A 19,938-nucleotide genomic window follows, 5' to 3' on the forward strand; every position below is an offset into this window, starting at 1 on the left:
TGGGGGTGCAACCGGGTACCCGGTGCCACGCCCTCCGGCGTTCCCTGGCCCCTTCCGGGGCCCGGTCGGACCTCTTCGGGACCTCTTCGGGACCCTTTGGGGAGCTTTCGGGACCTTTTGGGAGCGCGCGAGCCTGTTCGGCTATCCGGCTATCCGGCTATTCGGCGAAGGCCGCGAGGTGCTGGGTGAAACCGCCCTGGTTCGGCGGCAGCGGCCGCGGCTCGGTGCACACCACCGGCTGCGGCTCCTCCACCGGCAGCAGCCGCAGCTCCGGGTTCTCCGCCGCGCCGGGCGCCGGCAGCAGGCGGACCTTGGTGCCCACCGGCACGGTGCTGCGCAGCCCGTCGACGATGCACCAGACGTCGAACCCCTCGGCCATCCGGATCAGCGACTTCTGCCGCGCCAGCGGTGTCCTGGCCTGCTCGACCTCGCAGCGCCGCACGACGCCGGTGCCCTCGCTGGGCTCCAGCCGCAGGTCGGTGGAGCCGCAGGTGGGGCAGAGCAGCCGCTGGAAGGTCGGGTTGCTGCACCAGGCGCAGCGCTGGAAGTACAGCGTGGTGCTCTCGCAGACGTCGTCGATGGCTGAGTGGACCACGGTGTCATCTCCCTGCGCTCGGACGGCTTCGGCAGCAAAAGAATAGGGAACTCAGTGCCGCTATGTGAAGGCACTGAGTTCCCTTTTTGCTGCGCGCGTGCATAATGAAGGGTACTGAGTACCGTCAGTGCCGTCCCGAAACAGGAGCGCCGTTCATGAGCCAGGACTTCGATCTCTTCCGTATCTCCGAGGAGCACGGGATGCTCCGTGAGGCGGTGCGTGGGCTGGCCGAGGCGAAGATCGCTCCGTTCGCGGCGGAGGTGGACGAGCAGGGCCGGTTCCCGCAGGAGGCGCTGGAGGCGTTGCAGGGCAGTGACCTGCACGCGGTGCACGTGCCGGAGGAGTACGGGGGTGCGGGGGCGGACGCGCTGGCGACGGTGATCGTGATCGAGGAGGTCGCGCGGGTGTGCGCGTCGTCGTCGTTGATCCCGGCGGTGAACAAGCTGGGGTCGCTGCCGGTGCAGCTGTCGGGCTCGGAGGAGCTGAAGGCGAAGTACCTGGGGGCGCTGGCGCGTGGTGAGGGGATGTTCTCGTACTGCCTGTCGGAGCCGGAGGCGGGTTCGGACGCGGCGGGGATGAGGACGCGTGCGGTGCGCGACGGTGATTTCTGGGTGCTGAACGGGGTGAAGCGCTGGATCACGAACGCGGGTGTGTCGGAGTTCTACACGGTGATGGCGGTGACGGACCCGGAGAAGCGGTCGAAGGGGATCTCGGCGTTCGTGGTGGAGAAGGGCGATGCGGGTGTGTCGTTCGGTGCTCCGGAGAAGAAGCTGGGGATCAAGGGGTCGCCGACGCGTGAGGTGTACTTCGACAACGTGCGGATTCCGGCGGACCGGATGATCGGTGCGGAGGGGACGGGTTTCGCGACGGCGATGCGGACGCTGGACCACACGCGGGTGACGATCGCGGCGCAGGCGGTCGGGATCGCGCAGGGGGCGCTGGACTACGCGAAGGGCTATGTGCAGGAGCGCCGGCAGTTCGGGAAGGCGATCGCGGAGTTCCAGGGGGTCCAGTTCATGCTGGCGGACATGGCGATGAAGCTGGAGGCGGCGCGTCAGCTGACGTACGCGGCGGCGGCGAAGTCGCAGCGCGGGGACGGGGACCTGACGTTCTTCGGTGCGGCGGCGAAGTGCTTCGCGTCGGACGCGGCGATGGAGATCACGACGGACGCGGTGCAGCTGCTGGGCGGGTACGGGTACACGCGGGACTACCCGGTGGAGCGGATGATGCGCGACGCGAAGATCACGCAGATCTACGAGGGCACCAACCAGGTCCAGCGCATCGTCATGGCCCGCAACCTGCCGTAACACGCAGGGCACCGGCCCTTCGGGGCCGGTGCCGCGCCGCGGTGTAAGTTCCCGGGAATGAGCGAGAAGGAAGAGCAGGACCTGCCCATGAACGACGGGCCCTCGAAGCCGGCGATGCGCGAGGCGCTCGTGGCCGCGGCCTTCGAGCTCTTCCTGGACCGCGGCTTCGAACAGACCACCGTCGACGACATCGTGTCCCTCGCCGGGGTCGGCAGGCGCTCCTTCTTCCGCTACTTCCCGGCCAAGGAGGACGTGGTCTTCCCCGACCACGAGCGCAGCCTGGCCGAGATGACGGAGTTCCTGGACTCCGGCACCGGCGAGGAGGACCCGGTCCGGCACGCCTGCGGCGCGGCCCGCCTCGTCCTGCGGATGTACGCCGAACAGCCGTCCTTCTCCGTCCAGCGCTACCGGCTCACCCGCAAGGTGCCGGGCCTCCGCGCGTACGAGCTGTCGGTGGTGTGGCGCTACGAGCACACCCTCGCGGCCTACCTGCGCGGCCGGTTCGCCGACCGCCCGGACGGGCCGCTGCGCGCCGACGTGATCGCCGCCGCCGTCGTCGCCGCGCACAACCACGCCCTGCGGACCTGGCTGCGCTCGGGCGGGGAGAGCGACTGGGTGGCCGAGGTGGACAGCGCGATGGCCTTCGTCGTCGACACCTGGAGCGACCGCCCCGCCGACGGCGCCGGCGACGCCGACCAGGACGACGTCGTCGTCCTGGTGGCCAGCCGCAAGGCGCCGTTGTGGCGGATGGTCCAGGGCATCGAGAGCGCGCTGGGGGAGTCCCGGCAGGTCTGACCGGCCTCCGCCCGCGCCCCCCGTTCGGCGCAACCCGCCGCCGGCACCGCCCGGTTGGCGCACCGTGGCTCTGCGAGCCGCCGGGCTCCGGGCGAGACTCGGTCCCAGGACGGGGCCGGGCGGGCCCCGGGAGCGCGAAGGAGCGGCCATGCCCGGGACGCCGGAGCGGGGCAGCGCCGGTCCCGGCCTGCGCGAGGTGCTGCTGCACCGGGGCTACCTCGGCCTGCTGGTGGTCTCGGCGCTGGTCGGCGTGCCGATCTCGCTGGCAGCCTTCGGCTTCGTCGGCCTGGAACACGAACTCCAGCACTGGGTCTGGGAGAGCCTGCCGGACGCGGCCGGGTACGACCGCGCCCCCTGGTGGTGGCCGCTGCCCGCGCTGCTGCTGGCCGGCCTGCTGCTCGCCCCGGTCGTCACCCGCCTTCCGGGGCGCGGCGGGCACGTTCCGGTGGACGGGCTCGGCGGCCCGCCCGGCCTGCCGCGGGACGTCCCCGGCGTGCTGCTCGCCGCACTCGCCTGCCTGCCGCTCGGCGCCGTGCTCGGCCCGGAGGCGCCGCTGATGGCGATGGGCGGCGGCCTCGCGCTGCTCGCGGTCCGGTCCGCCCGGCGGGAACGGCAGCCGCGGCTCGTGCCGGTGCTGGGCGCGGCCGGCTCGGCGGCGGCGATCGCCACCATCTTCGGCAGTCCGCTGGTGGCGGGCGTGATGCTGATCGAGGCGGCCGGACTGGGCGGCCCGCAACTCGTCGTGCTGATTCTTCCCTGCCTGCTCGCGAGCGGTGTCGGCGCGCTGGTCTTCACCGGCTTCGGGCACTGGACGGGCCTGTCGATCGGTGCGCTCTCGCTGCCGCACGTCCCGAAGAGCGGCGTCCCCGACCCGGGGGACTTCCTGTGGGGCGTTCCGCTGGCCGTCGTGATCGCCGCGGTCTGCGTCGCCGGGCAGGCGCTCGGCCGACGGGTCAAGACCTACACCACCGGCACCCCGCACCGGACCGCCGTGCGCACCGTCCTGTGCGCGCTCGCCGTCGGCGGCTGCCTGGCCGCGTACGCATTGATCACCGGCCGTACGCCGGAGGAGGCCGCGCTCTCCGGGCAGGCCACACTGGGCGCGCTCGCCGCCGACCCGGCGTCCTGGCCGATCGGGGTGCTGCTCGCGCTGGTCGCGTGCAAGGCCGTCGCCTGGGGCGTCGCGCTGGGCAGTCTGCGGGGCGGCCCGATCTTCCCGGCGATCCTGCTCGGCGCGGCGCTCGGGGTGGCCTGTGCGCCGCTGCCCGGCTTCGGCACCGCGCCCGGCCTCGCCGTCGGCCTGGTCGCCGCCGGCGCCTCCGTCACCCGGCTGCCCGTCACCAGCACGGTGCTGGCGGCGATGCTGCTGGGCGGGGAGGCGGCGAACCTGATGCCGCTGCTGATCGTCGCCGGGGTGACGGCCTTCATCGCCGGCGAACTGCTCCGCGGCCTCGCCGAGCGCACCCCCGCACCGGCCGGGCCCGCGGCGGCCCGAGCGGGCTGACCGCGGCCGCCCACGAGTCGGCCCGGGCCCGCCGGCGAGCTCCCGTCGCCGCCCGGAGGGTGGGCCGGGCGGCGGTGCGGGAGGTGCCCGCCGGCGGTGGGGAAGTACCGTCCGGTGGGCGGGAGTTCGACGGCGGGCCCGGGGTGTTCAGGCCCCCGGGTGGGCGAGGGCCGCGGCGAGGACGAGGTCGCGCTTGTGCGTGATCGACACCTGGACACCGGCCACGCCGAGGCCGGCCGCCCAGGTGGCGGCGGCGCCGGACAGCCGGACCACCGGGGCGCCACCGTCCGAGCGCAGGACGGCGACGTCCCGCGGCCGGATGCCGCCCGTGAAGCCGGTGCCGAGGGCCTTCAGCACCGCCTCCTTGGCGGCGAACCGCCCGGCCAGGAACTCCCGGGCCCGCTCTGGACCGAACGCCTCGGCGGTGGCCAGCTCGGCCGCGTCGTAGACGAAGGCCCGGAACCAGGGCCGGCCGAGCAGCCGGTCCAGCTCGCCGATGTGCAGCAGGTCGACCCCGATCCACACGGCCGGCTACTCCGCGTCCGCGCCGGTGGTGGCCCGGCGGCCCGTCACGAGGCGGCGATCTCGGCGCGGATGAGCCAGAGCCGGTTGGCGCCGCGGCGGTTGCGTGGCTGGACGTCGTAGGGCCAGCGGCCCTCGCCGGCGCCGGGCTGGCCGGGCTCGCTGACGTCGACGGCCTTCCAGCCGTTGGCGGTCAGGAACTCCTCGGGCTCGTCGCTGCCGAAGATCCACGGGGTGCCGTCGGCGGCGAGCGTGTCCAGGAAGGGCTTGGAGAAGGGACTGCGCAGCAGGGCCCGGCCGAGGATGTCGAACGCGAGGCGGCTGCCGGGGGCGGAGGCCGAGGCGAGGAGCCGCAGGAAGCCCGCGGCCTGCTCGTCGGTGAGGAAGAAGGTGAGGGCCTCGGCGATCCACAGGGTGGGGCGGGTGCGGTCGAAGCCGGCGGCTTCGAGGGTGGGCAGCCAGTCCTGGGTGAGGTCGGCGGAGACCTCGCGGCGGTCGGTGCGGGGTTCGGCGCCGAGGGCGTCGAGGCGGCGGCGCTTCTCGGTGATGAGGGGGCCGTGGTCGACCTCGTAGAGCTCGGTGCCGTCGGGCCAGTCGAGGCGGTAGGCGCGGGTGTCCATGCCGGCGGCGATGAGGACGACCTGCTGGATGCCGCCCTCGGCGAGGATGTCGCGGATGGCGTCGTCCAGGTACCTGGTGCGGATCGAGATGAACGGCAGCAGGCCGCCTCCGGCGTAGCGCTCGATCAGTTCGAAGCCCTTGGGGGCGGCGAGGTCGCGGGCGAGGGGGTCGGTGAAGAGGGCGTCCTCGCGTTCGGATTCCTGGGCGCGGGCGGCGGCCATCCACTGGGCGGTGTAGGAAACGGCGTGCATGGGTGGTCCCTCCTCGGGCTCAGGCGAAGAACGCCTTCTGGATGGTGGCGAGGGACTGGAAGTCCTCGATGTCGATGGTGTCGAAGTCGATCTCGATGCCGGCCGCGTCCTCGATGGTGTAGACGAGCTCGACGAAGGCGAGCGAGTCGACCAGGCGGCTCTCGATGATGTTGACGTCGGGGGCGAGTTCGGTGCGGCCGGGGTGGCGGCCGAGGATCCAGTCGCGGACCTTGTCGATGCCGGTGGCGCTCATGCCGGTTCCTTTCGAGCGGTGCGGACGGTTTCGGCGGCCTGGTCGAGGTCGCCGTGGAAGTGGTCGGTGAGGACCGCGATCCAGCGTTCGAGGCCGAAGGCGGTGCAGGAGGTGTAGGCGTGTTCGCCGGTGGTGAGGGTGATGTCGCAGCGTTCGCCGAAGAAGTTGCGGTGGGTGTTGACGGAGGCGATGGCGAGGTCGCCGTACTGGAATTCGTGTTTGACGGGGTTGAGCTTCTGGAGGAGGGCGCGGGCGCCGTCGTTCTGGAAGAAGGGGTCGCTCGCGGGGGCCTTGCCGAGGTCGAGGCCGAGGGCGGCGGCGAAGGCGAGGATGCGGTCGGTGAAGTGGTGCAGGACCTGCTGGGTGTGCTCGTGGGTGCCGATGGCGACGATCTCGCGCATCTGGAAGGAGGCGAGGCGGCGAAGGCCGTCGTAGTGGTCCTCGCTGCGGAAGCAGCGGTTGACGAGGGTGACCAGGGTGTCGTCGGGGACGGTGGTGCCCTCGTAGTAGAGGTAGGCGCCGTAGCAGGTGGCGTGGGGCAGGCCGTAGCGGGCGTCGGCGAGGGCGTCGGGGGTGAAGCGTCCGCCGGCGGGTTTGCGGGGTTCGCCGGTGAGGTCGAGGGGGGCGGCGGTCCAGGCGAGGTGGGGGAAGTTGGTGTAGACGTCGAACTTCTCGAGGTCGGTGACCGGGTAGAGCGGGGGCGGGGTGAGGGGTTGGGCGCCGGCGGCCCGGGCCCAGGTGGTGAAGGTGTGGTCGAGTTCCTGGAGCAGGCGGGTGGCGGGCGGTCCGAGGATGGCGAGGGCGGGTTGCCCGTCGTGGCCGGTGAGGCGGTTCATCGGATGAGTCCCGTCTTTTCCAGGTACTTGGCGGTCTTCCGGAAGGTGCGTCGTTCGGCTTCGGCGCGGGCGGGGGATTCCAGGAGCTGTCGGCGGACCTCGTGGGGCTTGTCGAGGCCGGCGTCGCGGTAGACCTGGGGGTGGTAGAGGGATTCGAAGCTGTGGGTGAGGTAGCGGCGCAGGTAGGTGGAGATGTCGTCGAGCTGCTGTTCGGTGGCGTCCTGCTTGAGGTCCTGGTAGAGGAGGTCGACGAGTTCGCGGCCGAAGGCGATGTGGCGGGATTCGTCCTGGTGGTGGATGCGGTTGATGGCGCGGATGGTGTCGTGGAGGCGCTCGTCGGTGGCCATGGTGGCGTTGTAGTGGTCGACGAGTTCTTCGAAGATGAGGATGCGGGTGAAGACGAGGAGGCTTTCGGTCTTCGTGCCGTGGGTGGGGGTTTCGGTGCCGGCGGCGGGCTGGCGGTAGATCTTCTTGCCGTAGCGCAGGCAGAACTCGGCGAAGAACCACATGTGTTCGTTCTCTTCGCCGATGAAGTGGTGGAAGAACTCGGAGGGCGTCTCGAATCCGGCGGTGTGGATGCGGTTGACGACCTCGGTGAGGAGTTCGCGGATGCCGTGGACGTTGAGGCTGTAGAAGTTGATGCTCTCGTGCTTGGAGAGGGTGTGGAGCTGTTCGGGGGTGAGCCGTTCGGCGAGCTCGGTGCCGTGGGTGGTGGTGAGTTCGGGGCTCATCCACCAGGTGTTCTCGGGGAGCCGGTCCGGCCATTCGAAGAGCCGGTAGGGGTTGTAGTAGTCGTCGATCGACTTGACGGTGAGGCGGTCCATGATTTCCTGGAACCGGCCGTTCCGCTCGATCACATCGCTGACCATGGGCGATGTCTCCGTTCGCCTCGGGGGCTTTGTGGTGTGCCTCCAGGCTATGGATTGGTGCAGACCTTCCTCAACGCCCGGAACCGGCTGCCGAATTAGGTCAGCGACCGGGTCCCCGAGAGGGGGAGCGGACGGCTCAGGGGTGCCGGTACTTCGTGACGGAACCGTCCTGGGCGGTCCGGTCCGCCGCCTGCTGGATCAGCCGGACGGCCTCGGCGGGCTTCAGCCGGCCGGTCGTCAGTTCGCCGATGTAGCCGGCGATCACCTCGCGGTTGAGGTCCTGGTACCAGTCCGTGCGGGGCGCGACGATGTGCTCGCCGGCGGCCTTGAGCAGGTCGCGGGCCGAGGCGAGGCCGGGCGGCAGTTCGAGGTCGTCCGCCGCCTCGCCGACCACCGTCAGCGAGGACACCCGGCGGGTGAACTCCCGTGCCGACGTGCGGCCGAGCAGGACGCGCAGCAGCTCCTGGCCGCCCTGCGGGTTGCGGGCGGCCCGCGGCACGACGAACGCGCTGCCGGCCGCCGCCCAGATGGTCCCGAACGGCATCCGGTCGGTGTCGCCGAGCCCGGGGGGCGGGGCCACGGCCATGTCGAAGCCGGGCGGCGTGGTGTCCTTGGCCTCGTTCTCCACCCAGGAGCCGTTCGGGATGAACAGCGCCTTCCCGGCCGTCCACGCGGCCTGCGCCTGGAGGTGGTCGAGGTCCGCGGTGCCCGCCAGCAGGTGTCCGCGGACGGCGAGTTCGTGGTACGCCTCGAAGGCCTGCCGGACGGCGTCGTGGTGCCAGGCGTTCGGCTCCAGGTTGTCGATGGCCCGCAGCACCTCGGGGCCGCCGATCTTGGCGATGAACGGGTACAGGGTCCACTGCAGGTAGAACGGGTACTTGCCGGGGAACGTCCAGCCCGCGATGCCCTCGCGCTTGGCCTCCTCGCACAGCGCGAGCATCTCGTCCCAGGTCTTCGGGTACTCCCAACCGTGCTTCACCAGCGTGGACTTGGAGTACCAGAGGCCGAACACCGTGTACGCGTGGTTGAGCGCCCAGACCTCCTCCCCGCCGAACCGGCCCTTGGCGATCGCCGCCGGGATCAGCGTGTCGGCGACGGTCCGGCCGGGATCGTCGTAGGCCGGTGCGGCCAGCAGCGGCCGCAGGTCGGTCAGCCGGCCCGCGGCGGCCAGTTCGGCGGTGGCCACCGAGGCCGGGCCGGTGTTGTCCACGAGGTCCGGCGGGCTCCCGTCGGCGAGGCGCGGCTCCAGCAGCGGCCGGATCTCGGCGGCGGCGGTGTGCGCGACCTCCGCGTGCGGGAACGCCGCGCGGTAGCGCTCCTCGGCGTCCCGGACGTAGCCGTCGCCGAAGCCGCCGTCGAAGACCAGCACGTCCAGCGGCGCCGCCGGGTCCACGCCGAGCGGGTTCGAGCCGAGCGGGTCCGCGCGCCCGGTCAGGGCCCCGGAGGCCGACCGGGACTGCGCGAGCAGCCAGGCGTACACCTCGGGGTCGTCGTACGTCCTGGTCCACGAGTCGTGCCCGGTGTCCGGGTACCGGGTGAAGCGGACGGGGTTGCCCGCCTCCCGCAGCGCGGCCACGATCTTCTCGGTGTGCGAGACGGGGATGTTGCGGTCCTCGGCGCCGTGGAAGGTCCACACCGGCAGGTGGGCGATCCGCGGCGCGGCCTCCGGCAGCCAGGAGCCGCAGATCGGCACCGCGGCCGCGAACCGGCCCGGGTAGCGGGCGGTGAGCGCCCACGTCCCGGTGCCGCCCATGCTGAGCCCGGTGACGTACAGCCGGTCCGGATCCACGCGGTGGGCGTCGGCCACCTCCCGGACCAGGGCGGCCAGCGCGCTCAGTTCGGCCGCCCAGGTGCTGTACGAGGGACACTGCGGCGCGACGACGACGAACGGCAGGTCCGCGCCGGCCTCGATCCGCTTGAGCGGGCCGTGCGCGGCGATGCCGGCCAGGTCCTCGCCGCGCTCCGAGGCGCCGTGCAGGAACAGCAGCAGCGGCCAGGGCTCGGCCGCGTCGGCGTAGCCGTCCGGCAGCGACAGGACGTACGGCAGGTCGTTGCCGCCGTCGTCGCTCGCGAACAGGTGGTGCTGAAGGGCGGTGGACATCGGTTTCCTTTCATCGGAGGGTCGTCCGGTTGTCGCGGGGCCGGGACCGGCCCGAGCGGGAGGGCGTCCCGCTCGGGCCGGTCACCGCCCCCGCGGCTCGGGCCGGGCAGCGGACGGTTCCTGCTCGGAGGAGCGGGGCCGGGTGTGGTGCGGAGAGGGTCGGTGGCGGGTCCCGCTGCCCGCTCGCCGGGTGCCGGTGCCGGGGGGCGCAGCACGGTGGACCCACCCGGCCGGGGCACCGGCGCGGCCCGTCGGCTCAGGCGGCGTTCCTCGGCGTCGGGCCGACCAGCCCGGTCCGGGCCGCCAGCACGCCGGCCTGGAACCGGCTGGTGGCGGAGAGGTCCTGCATGATCGCGGCCAGGTGGCGGCGGAAGGTGCGGTCCGACATCGCCACCCGCCGGGCGATCACGTCGTCCTTGGCACCGGAGGCCAGCAGTTCGAGGATGGTCGCCTTCACCTCCTCGATCGTCCCGGCGTAGCCGCCGGCCGCGGAGTCGAACTCGAAGGCCGAGGCCCAGTAGCGCTCGTGCAGCCCGCCGAGGAAGGCCGCCACCGCCCCGTCGTACACGACGGCGATCGCGTCGCCCTCGCCGGCCGGGATGAACGCGACCTGCCGGTCGAACACCAGGAAACGGTCGTGCACCTCCTTGGTGGTGCGGGCCTGCCCGCCGACCGCCATCAGCGCGCCGATGTGGGCCCGCGTCCCGGCGTCGCCGCGGGCGGTGTGCGGGTAGAGCACCCGGGCCCGGACGCCGCGTTGCAGCGCCTCCAGCACGAGCGGCCGGGCCAGCCGCAGCTCGGCCGTCTCCTGCGCCACGCAGGGCTGCATGACCAGCAACTCCTCGGTGCAGCGCTGGGCCGCGTCGAGGAGCCGCAGCCGGAGCTCCTGCGGGTCGTCGGTGATCACCACGCTCTCCGTGCGGGTCTTGGCCTGCTTGTCGAACGCGGCCGCGAACGAGCGCAGTTGGCCCTTGAAGCCGGCGAGCCGGCGCCGCTGGTCGTGGATCGCCCGCTCCAGCGGCACCAGGAGCTCGACCTGGGCGGTGTCCGGGCTGACCGCGACCAGCAGGCTCCCGCCGTCCTCGGCCGGCCGCACCAGGCGCAGTTCGCGCAGTTCGTCGAGCGCCCGCAGGACCCTGGGGAACGGGAGGCCGAGTTCGGCGGCGATCCCGGCGGGGGTGAAGTGCGGTCGGCCGAGGGCCCGTTCGTAGAGCCAGACCACGAACTGGTCCGGCTCGCCGGGGTGTCTCGCGGAGTCCTGCCGTACGGTCGGTGCCGCGTGTGCCATGATCGCCTCCACTCAGTCCTCGTCCGGTCGTCCGCCGCCCGGTCCGGCGGCGCGCAGCCTGCGGACGGCCGGTGCCGCGAGCAGGACGGCGCTGCAGGCCAGCCCGACGCCGAAGGACGCGAACATCAGCGTCCGCTCCCCGGTCAGGCGGGCGATCGGCCCGGCCAGCGCGCGGCCGAGGGCCATCGACAGCAGCGAGCCGGCCACGTCGTACGCGTAGACCCGGTTGAGCAGGTCGCCCGGGATCTGCGTCTGGACGGTGGTCGCCCACAGGACCGACCACAGCGCCAGACCGGCCCCGGCGAGGCCCCAGCCGACGCACAGCACGACCACGTCGGGCCGGACCGCCGCCGTCAGCGGGTACAGCGCGAACAGCACCCACCCGATCGTGCCGAAGGCGAGCGGACGCGCCGGGCGCAGCCGCATCGCCACGGCGCCGCCGACCAGCCCGCCGACGCCCATGGCGGCCAGGCCGGTGCCGAGCACCGTGGAGCCGTGGGCGGCGACGACGAGGTCCGTGCCGACCGGCAGCGAGAGGCCGGCCACGAAGCACCCGTACAGCAGGAAGACCGAGATGACGCCCCACAGCCACGAGCGGGCCCGGAACTCCTGCCAGCCCTCGACCAGTTGGCGCAGGAACGACTCCCCGGCCGGCTCGCCCGCGCGCGGCGGCAGCCGCAGCGCGAACAGGCAGGCGGCGCTGATCCCGTACGTGGTGGCGTAGATGGCGAACACCACGGCCGGCCCGGAGAAGCTGACGAGCACCCCGGCCAGGGCGGGCCCGGCCACCCCGGCCAGCGACTCGGCGATCCGCAGCGCGCCGTTGGCCCGCTGGACGTCCTGCGCGACCTGCGGGACGAGTCCGGCCACCCCGGGCTGGAACAGCGCGGTGGCCAGGCCGCTCGCGAACTGCAGCGCGACGACGGCGGCCAGCGACGGCGTGCCGAGGGCGAACGCGACGGCGAGCGCGCCCTGGATGCCCAGGCGCACGAGGTCGGCGAGGACCATCATCCGGCGGGGGGTGAACCGGTCGGCGAGCACACCGCCGAACAGCACGCCCATGGCGAGCGCCGCCATCCAGGCGCCCAGCGCGTAGCCGACCCCGGCGGTGCCGTAGCCGCTGTCCAGGACGCCGACGGACAGCGCCACGGGCAGCATCGCGTCGCCGAGCAGCGAGCCGGTGCGGGCGCCGAAGTAGCGGCGGAAGTTGGCGGACCACAGGGCGGCGCCGGGAGCACCGGCGTCCTCGGCGCCCGTGGCGGTGGGACTCGCCTCGTCGGCGCTGGTGTCGGTGGCGCTCACGTCAGGTCGCCTTCCGCGGGGCGGCCGGAGGAGTCGGACAGCACCGGGAGCCCGGCCCAGGCCCGCGGGTCGTCGGCGCGGGCCGGCTCGGGGGCGCCGTCGTGCACCACGTAGCGGTGCGGGGTGATGGCGCCGACCCGCCCGGGGAGCGCGGCCAGCGCGCGCCGCTGGACGTCGCGCGGGTCGGCCGGCCCGGGGAGGTGGCACACCAGCCGGTGGCCGAGGTCGTCGTCCGGTTCGGCGGTGACGAGGTGCGGCGTGCCGGCCAGCACCTCGGCGAGCAGCGTCCGGACGGCGGCGAGCTCCACCCAGGAGCGGTCGCTGAGGTACCAGCCGGGGCCGCGCTCGACCGGCGCGAGCGTGGTGAGCGAGGGCAGTTCCTTGAGCGCCACGTCCTCCTCGGCGGCGGCCGCGAACAGGCGCAGCAGGGCGCGCCCGAACTCCTCGGCCTCGGCGTCGGCCAGGGTCTGCGGGTCGAGCCACAGGGTCAGCTCGAACTCCCCGGTGAGCCGGTACAGGCAGGCGAAGAAGCGGCAGGGCACGTCCTCGGGGGGCACCCACCCGACGCTGCCGCCGAGCCCCGGTTCCGGGACGGCGGGCTCCTGGTGGCCGGGGATCCACACGCCGGGCAGCCGGCCGCGCGCGGACTCGTCGGGGGAGCCGGCCGCGGCGGCCAGCGCGCTCATGTCGTTGAAGACGAGGTCGCGGGCGAAGGAGATGCCGCGTTCGGTGCTCGCCGCCTCGATGGCCCGCCAGACCGCCGTCGGGTCGAACCAGCTGTGCCGGTACGCGGGCAGCCCGGCCGCCCGCACCTGTCGGACGACGTCGTCGAAGCCGGTCGGCCCGTCGAGGTCGAGCGGCAGCAGCGCGTCCTGCGCGAGCGATCCGAAGAAGCCGCGCAGCTTGGGGACGACGCGGTTGCCGGAGAGCGAGGTCACCGCGACGGTCCCGTGCCCGGCGCGGTGGCCGACGAGCACCGCGAGGGCCGCGAGCACCACCGTGGACGCGCTGGCGCCGGTCCGTTCGGCGACGGCCGCCAGCTGGGCGGGGGCGGCCGTGGAGCGGACGGCGAGGCCGGGGTGCAGCCAGTCGGTCTTGGCCGGGGTGCCGGTGGCCGGCGGGAACACGGCCTGCGGCACCCGGCCGATCTGGGCGCCCCAGTACTGCACGGCGCCCGCGCCGATCCGCTGGACGGACGCCGAGCGCTCCAGCCCGACGACGTCGACGGGCTCCAGCGCGGGCGGCTCCGGCAGCTCGCGGCCGGCGCACAGCGCGGCCCACTCGGCGTGCAGCACCTCGCACGCGGCGACGTCCATGGCGGCGTGGGTGACCACCCAGACGAGCTGTCTCGGGACGCCGTCCGCCGTCACCACGGCGGCGCGGAAGGGGAGTTCGGACTCCAGGTCGAAGGGGCGGGCGCGCAGCCGGCGGGCGGTGCGCTCGGCCGTCCCCAGGGGGTCGCCGTCCGACTCGACCAGCTCGACCACCAGCGTGCCGCAGGCGGCGACCCGCTGGGTGGGCGGGGTGGTGAGGACGTACGTGGTGCGCAGCGACTCGTGGCGCTCCAGCAGGGTGCGCAGCTGGGCGGCGATCCGGTCCGGGCCGCCGTCGGCGGGGACGCCGAAGACCATGGCCAGGTTCAGGCGCGTGGGGTCGTCGTCGATGCTGATCGCACGGACGATGTTGGCGTGACCGAACGAGAGGGGGCCCGACCGTGCGGGGCGGGCACCGGCGAAGTCGACCGTGAGCTGTGGCAACGTGTCACCTCATGGATCGCGGCGGTCGTGTGGGGGGTTCTGGATCACGGTACGGAGGGCGGCTGTTGGACCGGCTGTAGTCGCACCAGAGGCGGTGCGGCCGGAACTTCCGGTCGGCGGGGGCCGCGTACGGGGGCTGAACTCGGCGATCCGGCGGGCGGGCGGGTGGCGGCCGGGCGACCGGAAGAAGTGGCCGCAACTTCCGGAGCAGTTGTTCCGGGGGCAACGGTCCGCCCGCGCGGTCTGTTCGCATGGTCCGTCCGTGCGGTCCGCCCGCCCGCCCGCTCCGTCCGCGCCGCCGTCCCCGGCCGTGAGGGCTCGGCCGTGACTCAGAGGACGGCCCCGGTCCCCGTCTCCTCACCGATCCGCTCCGCCGCGCGCCGGTGCGCGAGCGCCTCCTCCGGCGCGCCGAGCGCCGCGTGCGCGTGCCCGAGCACGTGGTGGCTGCGCGCCTCGCCGGGCCGGTGGCCGGTCTCCCGGTGCAGCGCGAGCGCCTCCGCGGCCAGGTCCGCGCCGGTGCGCGGGTCGCCCAGCAGGACGCGGACGTGGGCGAGCACGTCGAGCGCGCAGGCCTCCAGCAGCCGGAACTCCGACTCGCGGGCCAGGCCGAGCGCCTGCTGGGCGGTGAGCAGGGCGAACTGCTGCTCACCGAGCCGACGTTGGACGGTCGCCAGGCCGACGAGCGCGGACACCTGCGGGAAGCGGTCGTCCACCACCTGGGCGAGGTGCAGCGCCTGCCGGTAGCTGTCGGCGGCCTCGGGCAGCCGCTCGGCCCGCTCCAGCGCGATCGCGAGGACGAAGGCGGCGTTCGCCTCCAGCCGGCGGTTGCCGAGCGCCCGCGCGGTCGCGAGGGCGGTCTCGGCGAGCCGGTGGCCGGTGCGGTGGTCGCCGAGGTCGGAGTGGGCGCGGGAGAGGCAGCTCAGGGCGACGGTCTCGCTGGTCCGGTTGCCGGTGGCCTCGTGGACGGCCAGTGCGGCGCCGGCCACCCGGATCGCCTCCCGGGAGCGGCCCATGGCGCGGTGGGCGATGCCGAGGTTGGTGTGGGCGATCGCCTCCCCGCGGACGGAGCCGAGGTCGCGGTAGAGCCGGGCGGCGCGGGTGAAGTGGTCGGCGGCCTCGGGCAGGCGGCCGAGCTTCCAGCAGATCAGGCCGAGGTCGGTGAGGTCGTCGGCGGTGCCCGCGCCGCCCGCGCGTTCGGTGAGCTCGCGGGCCCGGGAGAGGTAGTCGGAGGCCAGGCGCATGCTGCCGTTCTCCTGGTGGGCGGCGCCGATCCGGCGCAGCGCCATCGCCTGGCCGGCCGGCCACTCGGCGCGCCCGGCGAGGTCGAGGGCCTTGCCGAAGAGGGTGACGGCGAGCGCGTTGTTGCCGAGGGTCCAGTGGCAGTCGGCGCGCTGCAACTGCGCGGTGGCCTGGGCGCGGAGCCGGCCGTCGGTGACGGCGGCGGCGAGCCCCGCGGTGGCGACGCGCAGCCGCTGGATGGTGTACATGCCCCGGGAGAGGTAGCCGTGCAGGCTCTCGGCGAGGCGCCAGGCGACGGTGGGGAAGCCGGAGTGGGCCGCGTGCAGGACGGCGCCGACCAGGCTGTCCCGTTCGGCGTCCAGCCACGCGGCCGCCTGGGCGCGGTCCGGGACGAGCGTGGCGGCGGCCGGTCCGGGGCCGGCCGCGGGCCTGGTCGGGTCGAGCAGCCGGGCCGCGGCCTCGGCGTGGCGCAGGTACCACTCGAAGAGCCGTTCGCGGGCGCCGTGCACCTCGTCGCCGACGACGAGTTCGCGGGCGTAGGAGCGCAGCAGGTCGTGCAGCCCGAACCGGCCGGGGGAGCGCTCCTGCACGAGGTGGGCGTCGGTCAGCCGGTGCATGAGCAGGGCGGACTCGGCGGAGGTCGTGTCGGCGAGGGCGGCGGCGCCGTGGACGGTGACGTCCGCTCCGGGCATCAGGCTGAGCAGTCGGAACATCCGCCGGGCCGGTTCGGGCAGGGCACGGTGGGAGAGGTCGAACGCGGCCTTGACGGTCGCGTGCCGGTCGCCCTCGACGCGCAGCCGGCTGAGCAGGTCGTCGCCGGCGAGTTCGGTGCAGTACGCGGCGATGCCGGTGTTGCGGGCGTGCAGGTTGGCGGCGGCGATCCTGATCGCGAGCGGAAGCCCGCCGCACAGCTGGACCAGCGCCCGCGCGGCCTCCTCCTCGGCGGCGACCCGCTCGGCGCCGGCGGTGTGGGCGAGCAGCCGCAGGGCGTCGTCCGGGCCGAGCACGTCGAGGGCCAGCTGCCGGGCGCCGTCGCTGACGACCAGCCCGGCCATCCGGGTGCGGCTGGTGATGACGACGCCGCAGCCCTGCGCGCCGGGGATGAGCGGCCGGACCTGCTCGGGGTCGCGGGCGTTGTCCAGCACGATCAGCATCCGCTTGTCGGCGAGCAGCGTGCGGTACGTCGCGACGGCCTCGTCCTCGTCGGCGGGCATCCGGTCGGGCGGCACGCCGAGGGCGCGGAGGAACTGGGCCAGGACGTCGCCGGGGCGCAGCGCGGGCACGGGGGAGTGGCCGCGCAGGTCGACGAACAGCTGCCCGTCCGGGAAGTGGTCGCGCCGCGCGTGCGCCCAGTGCATCGCGAGCGCCGTCTTGCCGACGCCCGGCGCGCCCACCACGGCGACGACCTTCTGCCGGACGGCCGGGTTCGTGGCCACCAGGCCGTCCAGTTCCCGGAGTTGGCGGCGGCGGCCGACGTACGCCCCGGCCTCGGCGGGGAGCTGGGCCGGCCGGACGGCGGGGGCCGGGCCCGGTGCCGCAGGGGGCCACGGCTCGTCCGTGCCGGTGCGCCGCGCGCGGGGCAGTTGCTGGCGCAGCACCCGCAGGTGCGCCTCGCGCAGTTCCTCGCTGGGCGCGATGCCCAGTTCCTCGTCCAGCCGGTCGCGGAAGCGGGTGAACACCTTGAGCGCGGCGGCCTGTTCGCCGCAGCTGGCGAGGGTGAGGACGAGCCGGGCGTGCAGGCCCTCGTGCAGCGGCTCCTCCCGCACGATCTCCCACAGCCGGCGCACGGCGTCCTCGGGGCGGCCGAGCCGGAGCGCGGCGTCGGCGTGCAGCAGGACGGCCTCGGTCCGCTGCTCGTTGGCGGCGACGGCGGCGGGGTGGTTGCGCAGGGCCGGGTCGGCGTCGGCGAGCACGGGCCCGCGCCACCACTCCAGGGCGCAGGTGAGCGACTCGTACGCGAGGACGGGGTCCGCCGCGGCGAGCGCGCGTTTGGCGCGGGCGAGGAGTTCGTCGAAGTGCCCGAGGTCGCGCTGGCTCCAGGCGGCCTCCAGCAGGTAGCCGGTGGGGGTGCGGGCGACGGCGGGCTTCGCGCCGGCCCTGGGCGCGGCGGGTTCGAGCAGTTGGCGGACCTGGCTGACGTAGGTGTGGACGAGGCTCTGCCGCGAGCCGGGCGGGCCGGCGGGCCAGAGCGTCTCGGCGATCTCCTGCTGGGTGGCCGGCTCGGGGTGCTTGAGCGCGAGCAGTCCGAGCAGGCGGCGCTGCATCGGGCTGGTGACCGCGAGCGGGGTCCGGTCGCGCTGCACGACGAGCGGGCCGAGGATCAGGAACCGCAGCCGGCCGGTGTTCCTGGCCGGCCGCGCGCGGGCGGCGGTCAGCAGCCGGTCGACGTCGGCGCCGCTCAACCCGAGGGCCGTGGCCAGCCGCTGGAGCGTTCCGGCCTGCGGCCGGTTGACCCGGTCGCGCTCGATGTCGCGCAGCGCCCGGGCACTGATCGAGGCACGGGCGGCCGCGTCCTCCTGGCTGAGCCCCGCCCGCCGCCGGTGCCCCTGCACCTGCGCGCCGAGCGTCTCGCCCCCCGTCTCCGGACCGTCCCAAGGGAGCCCCGGCGCCGCGTCCCGTCCCCCCATGGCCTCCCCCTCGTCCGCCCGCCCCGGGGCCCTCCCGGGCCGACGGCCAGTGTGGACTAGACCATTCCGTTGGGCAAGGGTGTCCATGTCATGTCCGCAACCCCCACCCGCCCCACGGCTCCTCGGAAACGGCCGGGAAACGGCCCCGGAAAACGCGAAATCCCCCCGGTGCTCTCGCGAGCCCCGAGGGGATGTTCCGTGTCCGAGGGGGGACTTGAACCCCCACGCCCGATAAAGGGCACTAGCACCTCAAGCTAGCGCGTCTGCCATTCCGCCACCCGGACCGGGTGTTGTCCTTGCGGCTTCCGTCTTTCCGTCGGCCGCGCTGACAGATGTAACTGTAGCAAAGATCGGCTTGCGTTCCCAAAACGGTTCCGCGCGGGGGAGCGGGGGTGGTGACACGGGCAAGGGACGGCGTGTGGCGGGGGCGTGACCAGGGGGTTTCGGGCCCGTGCGGGGGGTGGATCCCGGTGGGGGCCTGCGGGAGGATGGGCGGACGTGCTCGTACGGCCCGGGTGCAGATCCCGGGGGTGGCGCGCTGGTGCGCCGGTGCGGGCCAGAGACGAGGAGTGACCGTGAGCGAGCGGAGCGAGTCGGCGACGCCGAGGGTGACGGCTGAGTCGGAGGTCGCCGGGATCTGTCGCGATCTGATCCGGATCGACACCAGCAACTACGGGGACGGCTCCGGGCCGGGCGAGCGGAAGGCCGCCGAGTACGTGGCCGAGCAGCTCGCCGAGTTCGGCGTCGAACCGCAGATCTTCGAATCGGCCAAGGGGCGGGCCTCGACCGTCGTCCGGATCGAGGGCGAGGACCGGTCCCGCCCGGGCCTGCTGATCCACGGCCACACCGACGTCGTCCCGGCGAACGCCGCCGACTGGACGTACGACCCGTTCGGCGGCGAGATCGCGGACGGCTGCGTGTGGGGCCGCGGCGCGGTCGACATGAAGGACATGGACGCGATGACCCTCGCCGTCGTCCGCGACCGGCTGCGCACCGGCCGCAAGCCCCCGCGCGACCTGGTGCTGGCCTTCGTCGCGGACGAGGAGGCCGGCGGCACGTACGGCGCGCGGTTCCTGGTGGACAAGCACCCGGAGTTGTTCGAGGGCGTGACCGAGGGCATCGGCGAGGTCGGCGGCTTCTCCTTCACGGTCAACGACCAGGTGCGCCTCTACCTGGTGGAGACGGCCGAGAAGGGCATGCACTGGATGCGCCTGACGGTCGAGGGCCGCGCCGGGCACGGCTCGATGGAGAACGACGACAACGCCATCACCGAGCTGTGCGAGGCGGTCGCCCGGCTGGGCCGGCACACGTTCCCGCTGCGGATCACCAAGACCGTCCGGGCCTTCCTGGACGAGCTGTCCGACGCCCTCGGGGTCGAGCTGGACCCGGAGAACATGGACGAGACGCTGCGGGTGCTGGGCGGCATCGCCAAGATGATCGGCACCACGCTGCGCAACACCGCCCAGCCGACCATGCTCGGCGCCGGCTACAAGGTGAACGTCATCCCCGGCCAGGCCTCCGCGCACGTGGACGGGCGCTTCCTGCCCGGCTACGAGGAGGAGTTCCTGGCCGAGCTGGACAGCGTCCTCGGCCCGCGCGTGAAGCGCGAGAGCCTGCACTCGGACAAGGCGATCGAGACGAGCTTCGACGGCGCGCTCGTCGAGGCGATGCAGACGGCGCTGCGCGCGGAGGACCCGATCGCCCGCGCGGTGCCGTACTGCCTGTCGGGCGGGACGGACGCCAAGTCGTTCCAGGACCTCGGGATCCGCTGCTTCGGCTTCGCGCCGCTCCAGCTGCCGCCGGAGCTGGACTTCGCCGGGATGTTCCACGGCGTGGACGAGCGCGTGCCGGTGGACGGGCTGAAGTTCGGCGTGCGCGTGCTGGACCGGTTCATCGACGCCTGCTGAGTCGGGCCTGCCGAGCCGGCGTCCGAGCCGGCGTCCGAGTCGGGACGGCCCGCCCCCGGGGGGGGCGGGGGGGGGCCGGCCCCCGGTGGGGGGGGATGAATTTTGGGGGGGGGGGGGGGGTTGGCACAAAACATACACGAATGAAATATGGGGGGGTGTTTTTT

General features: G+C 73.9%; 15 protein-coding genes and 1 tRNA gene. 4 read left to right on the plus strand and 12 right to left on the minus strand.

Going from position 1 to position 19,938, the window contains the following annotated elements; translation table 11 throughout:
• Window positions 1–157: 157 nt before the first annotated feature.
• Window positions 158–595, minus strand: coding sequence for a hypothetical protein (locus ACFXDE_RS39525; RefSeq protein WP_380499141.1), 438 nt, complete (start codon window positions 593–595; stop codon window positions 158–160).
• A 155-nt stretch (window positions 596–750) separates the two neighbouring features.
• Here ACFXDE_RS39525 and ACFXDE_RS39530 point away from each other — a divergent pair, with 155 nt between their 5' ends.
• From ACFXDE_RS39530 to ACFXDE_RS39540, 3 genes are all read left to right on the plus strand, one after another.
• Window positions 751–1,902 carry an acyl-CoA dehydrogenase family protein gene (locus ACFXDE_RS39530; RefSeq protein WP_380499142.1) on the plus strand — a complete coding sequence of 384 codons (1,152 nt, stop codon included), beginning with the start codon at window positions 751–753 and terminating at the stop codon, window positions 1,900–1,902.
• Between the two features lie 57 nt (window positions 1,903–1,959).
• The gene (locus ACFXDE_RS39535) at window positions 1,960–2,697 is read left to right on the plus strand and encodes a TetR family transcriptional regulator (RefSeq protein ID WP_380449001.1); all 738 of its coding nucleotides are present in this window, start codon (window positions 1,960–1,962) and stop codon (window positions 2,695–2,697) included.
• Between the two features lie 148 nt (window positions 2,698–2,845).
• Window positions 2,846–4,201 carry a chloride channel protein gene (locus tag ACFXDE_RS39540; protein WP_380499143.1) on the plus strand — a complete coding sequence of 452 codons (1,356 nt, stop codon included), beginning with the start codon at window positions 2,846–2,848 and terminating at the stop codon, window positions 4,199–4,201.
• A gap of 147 nt (window positions 4,202–4,348) precedes the next feature.
• Here the strand turns inward: ACFXDE_RS39540 and ACFXDE_RS39545 are convergent, their stop codons facing one another.
• From ACFXDE_RS39545 to ACFXDE_RS39595, 11 genes are all read right to left on the minus strand, one after another.
• On the minus strand, window positions 4,349–4,726 hold the full coding sequence (locus ACFXDE_RS39545; RefSeq protein ID WP_380499145.1) for a holo-ACP synthase: 378 nt from the start codon (window positions 4,724–4,726) through the stop codon (window positions 4,349–4,351).
• A gap of 44 nt (window positions 4,727–4,770) precedes the next feature.
• Complete coding sequence (locus tag ACFXDE_RS39550; protein ID WP_380499146.1) at window positions 4,771–5,595, minus strand: class I SAM-dependent methyltransferase; 825 nt, start codon at window positions 5,593–5,595, stop codon at window positions 4,771–4,773.
• Between the two features lie 19 nt (window positions 5,596–5,614).
• Window positions 5,615–5,848: an acyl carrier protein gene (locus ACFXDE_RS39555; RefSeq protein WP_380499147.1), complete on the minus strand. Its 234-nt coding sequence runs from the start codon at window positions 5,846–5,848 to the stop codon at window positions 5,615–5,617.
• The gene (locus ACFXDE_RS39560; protein WP_380499148.1) at window positions 5,845–6,684 is read right to left on the minus strand and encodes a hypothetical protein; all 840 of its coding nucleotides are present in this window, start codon (window positions 6,682–6,684) and stop codon (window positions 5,845–5,847) included. Before ACFXDE_RS39560 ends, ACFXDE_RS39555 begins: the two co-directional genes overlap by 4 nt.
• Window positions 6,681–7,553 carry a diiron oxygenase gene (locus tag ACFXDE_RS39565; protein WP_380445492.1) on the minus strand — a complete coding sequence of 291 codons (873 nt, stop codon included), beginning with the start codon at window positions 7,551–7,553 and terminating at the stop codon, window positions 6,681–6,683. The genes ACFXDE_RS39560 and ACFXDE_RS39565 overlap by 4 nt, the downstream gene beginning before the upstream one ends.
• Window positions 7,554–7,689: 136 nt before the next feature.
• Window positions 7,690–9,654, minus strand: a complete 1,965-nt coding sequence (gene ngcE, locus ACFXDE_RS39570) for an N-acetylglucosamine/diacetylchitobiose ABC transporter substrate-binding protein (protein ID WP_380499149.1) — start codon at window positions 9,652–9,654, stop codon at window positions 7,690–7,692.
• Between the two features lie 256 nt (window positions 9,655–9,910).
• Entirely contained in the window at window positions 9,911–10,942 is a 1,032-nt protein-coding gene (locus tag ACFXDE_RS39575; protein ID WP_380445490.1) for a LuxR family transcriptional regulator, read from the minus strand.
• Between the two features lie 12 nt (window positions 10,943–10,954).
• Window positions 10,955–12,244 (minus strand): MFS transporter, encoded by a 1,290-nt coding sequence (locus ACFXDE_RS39580; RefSeq protein ID WP_380499150.1) that lies wholly within the window; start codon window positions 12,242–12,244, stop codon window positions 10,955–10,957.
• Window positions 12,241–14,001 carry a condensation domain-containing protein gene (locus ACFXDE_RS39585; RefSeq protein WP_380499151.1) on the minus strand — a complete coding sequence of 587 codons (1,761 nt, stop codon included), beginning with the start codon at window positions 13,999–14,001 and terminating at the stop codon, window positions 12,241–12,243. The genes ACFXDE_RS39580 and ACFXDE_RS39585 overlap by 4 nt, the downstream gene beginning before the upstream one ends.
• A 329-nt stretch (window positions 14,002–14,330) precedes the next feature.
• Window positions 14,331–17,867 (minus strand): BTAD domain-containing putative transcriptional regulator, encoded by a 3,537-nt coding sequence (locus ACFXDE_RS39590; protein ID WP_380499152.1) that lies wholly within the window; start codon window positions 17,865–17,867, stop codon window positions 14,331–14,333.
• A 199-nt stretch (window positions 17,868–18,066) separates the two neighbouring features.
• Window positions 18,067–18,151: transfer RNA gene (locus ACFXDE_RS39595), tRNA-Leu, on the minus strand.
• 291 nt (window positions 18,152–18,442) lie between these two features.
• Between ACFXDE_RS39595 and ACFXDE_RS39600 the strand changes: the two genes are divergently transcribed.
• Window positions 18,443–19,774: a M20/M25/M40 family metallo-hydrolase gene (locus tag ACFXDE_RS39600; RefSeq protein WP_380445486.1), complete on the plus strand. Its 1,332-nt coding sequence runs from the start codon at window positions 18,443–18,445 to the stop codon at window positions 19,772–19,774.
• Window positions 19,775–19,938: the final 164 nt, after the last annotated feature.

The sequence above is a fragment of the Kitasatospora sp. NPDC059408 genome (genome assembly GCF_042751525.1).
Lineage (GTDB): Bacteria > Actinomycetota > Actinomycetes > Streptomycetales > Streptomycetaceae > Kitasatospora.

Excerpts from the sequence above, each read along its gene's own strand:
- ACFXDE_RS39590 (WP_380499152.1), bottom strand. The coding sequence starts at position 17,867 with ATGGGGGGACGGGACGCGGCGCCGGGGCTCCCTTGGGACGGTCCGGAG.
- ACFXDE_RS39565 (WP_380445492.1), bottom strand. The coding sequence starts at position 7,553 with ATGGTCAGCGATGTGATCGAGCGGAACGGCCGGTTCCAGGAAATCATG.
- ACFXDE_RS39550 (WP_380499146.1), bottom strand. The coding sequence starts at position 5,595 with ATGCACGCCGTTTCCTACACCGCCCAGTGGATGGCCGCCGCCCGCGCC.
- ACFXDE_RS39560 (WP_380499148.1), bottom strand. The coding sequence starts at position 6,684 with ATGAACCGCCTCACCGGCCACGACGGGCAACCCGCCCTCGCCATCCTC.
- ACFXDE_RS39530 (WP_380499142.1), top strand. The coding sequence starts at position 751 with ATGAGCCAGGACTTCGATCTCTTCCGTATCTCCGAGGAGCACGGGATG.
- ACFXDE_RS39575 (WP_380445490.1), bottom strand. The coding sequence starts at position 10,942 with ATGGCACACGCGGCACCGACCGTACGGCAGGACTCCGCGAGACACCCC.
- ngcE (WP_380499149.1), bottom strand. The coding sequence starts at position 9,654 with ATGTCCACCGCCCTTCAGCACCACCTGTTCGCGAGCGACGACGGCGGC.
- ACFXDE_RS39540 (WP_380499143.1), top strand. The coding sequence starts at position 2,846 with ATGCCCGGGACGCCGGAGCGGGGCAGCGCCGGTCCCGGCCTGCGCGAG.
- ACFXDE_RS39555 (WP_380499147.1), bottom strand. The coding sequence starts at position 5,848 with ATGAGCGCCACCGGCATCGACAAGGTCCGCGACTGGATCCTCGGCCGC.
- ACFXDE_RS39535 (WP_380449001.1), top strand. The coding sequence starts at position 1,960 with ATGAGCGAGAAGGAAGAGCAGGACCTGCCCATGAACGACGGGCCCTCG.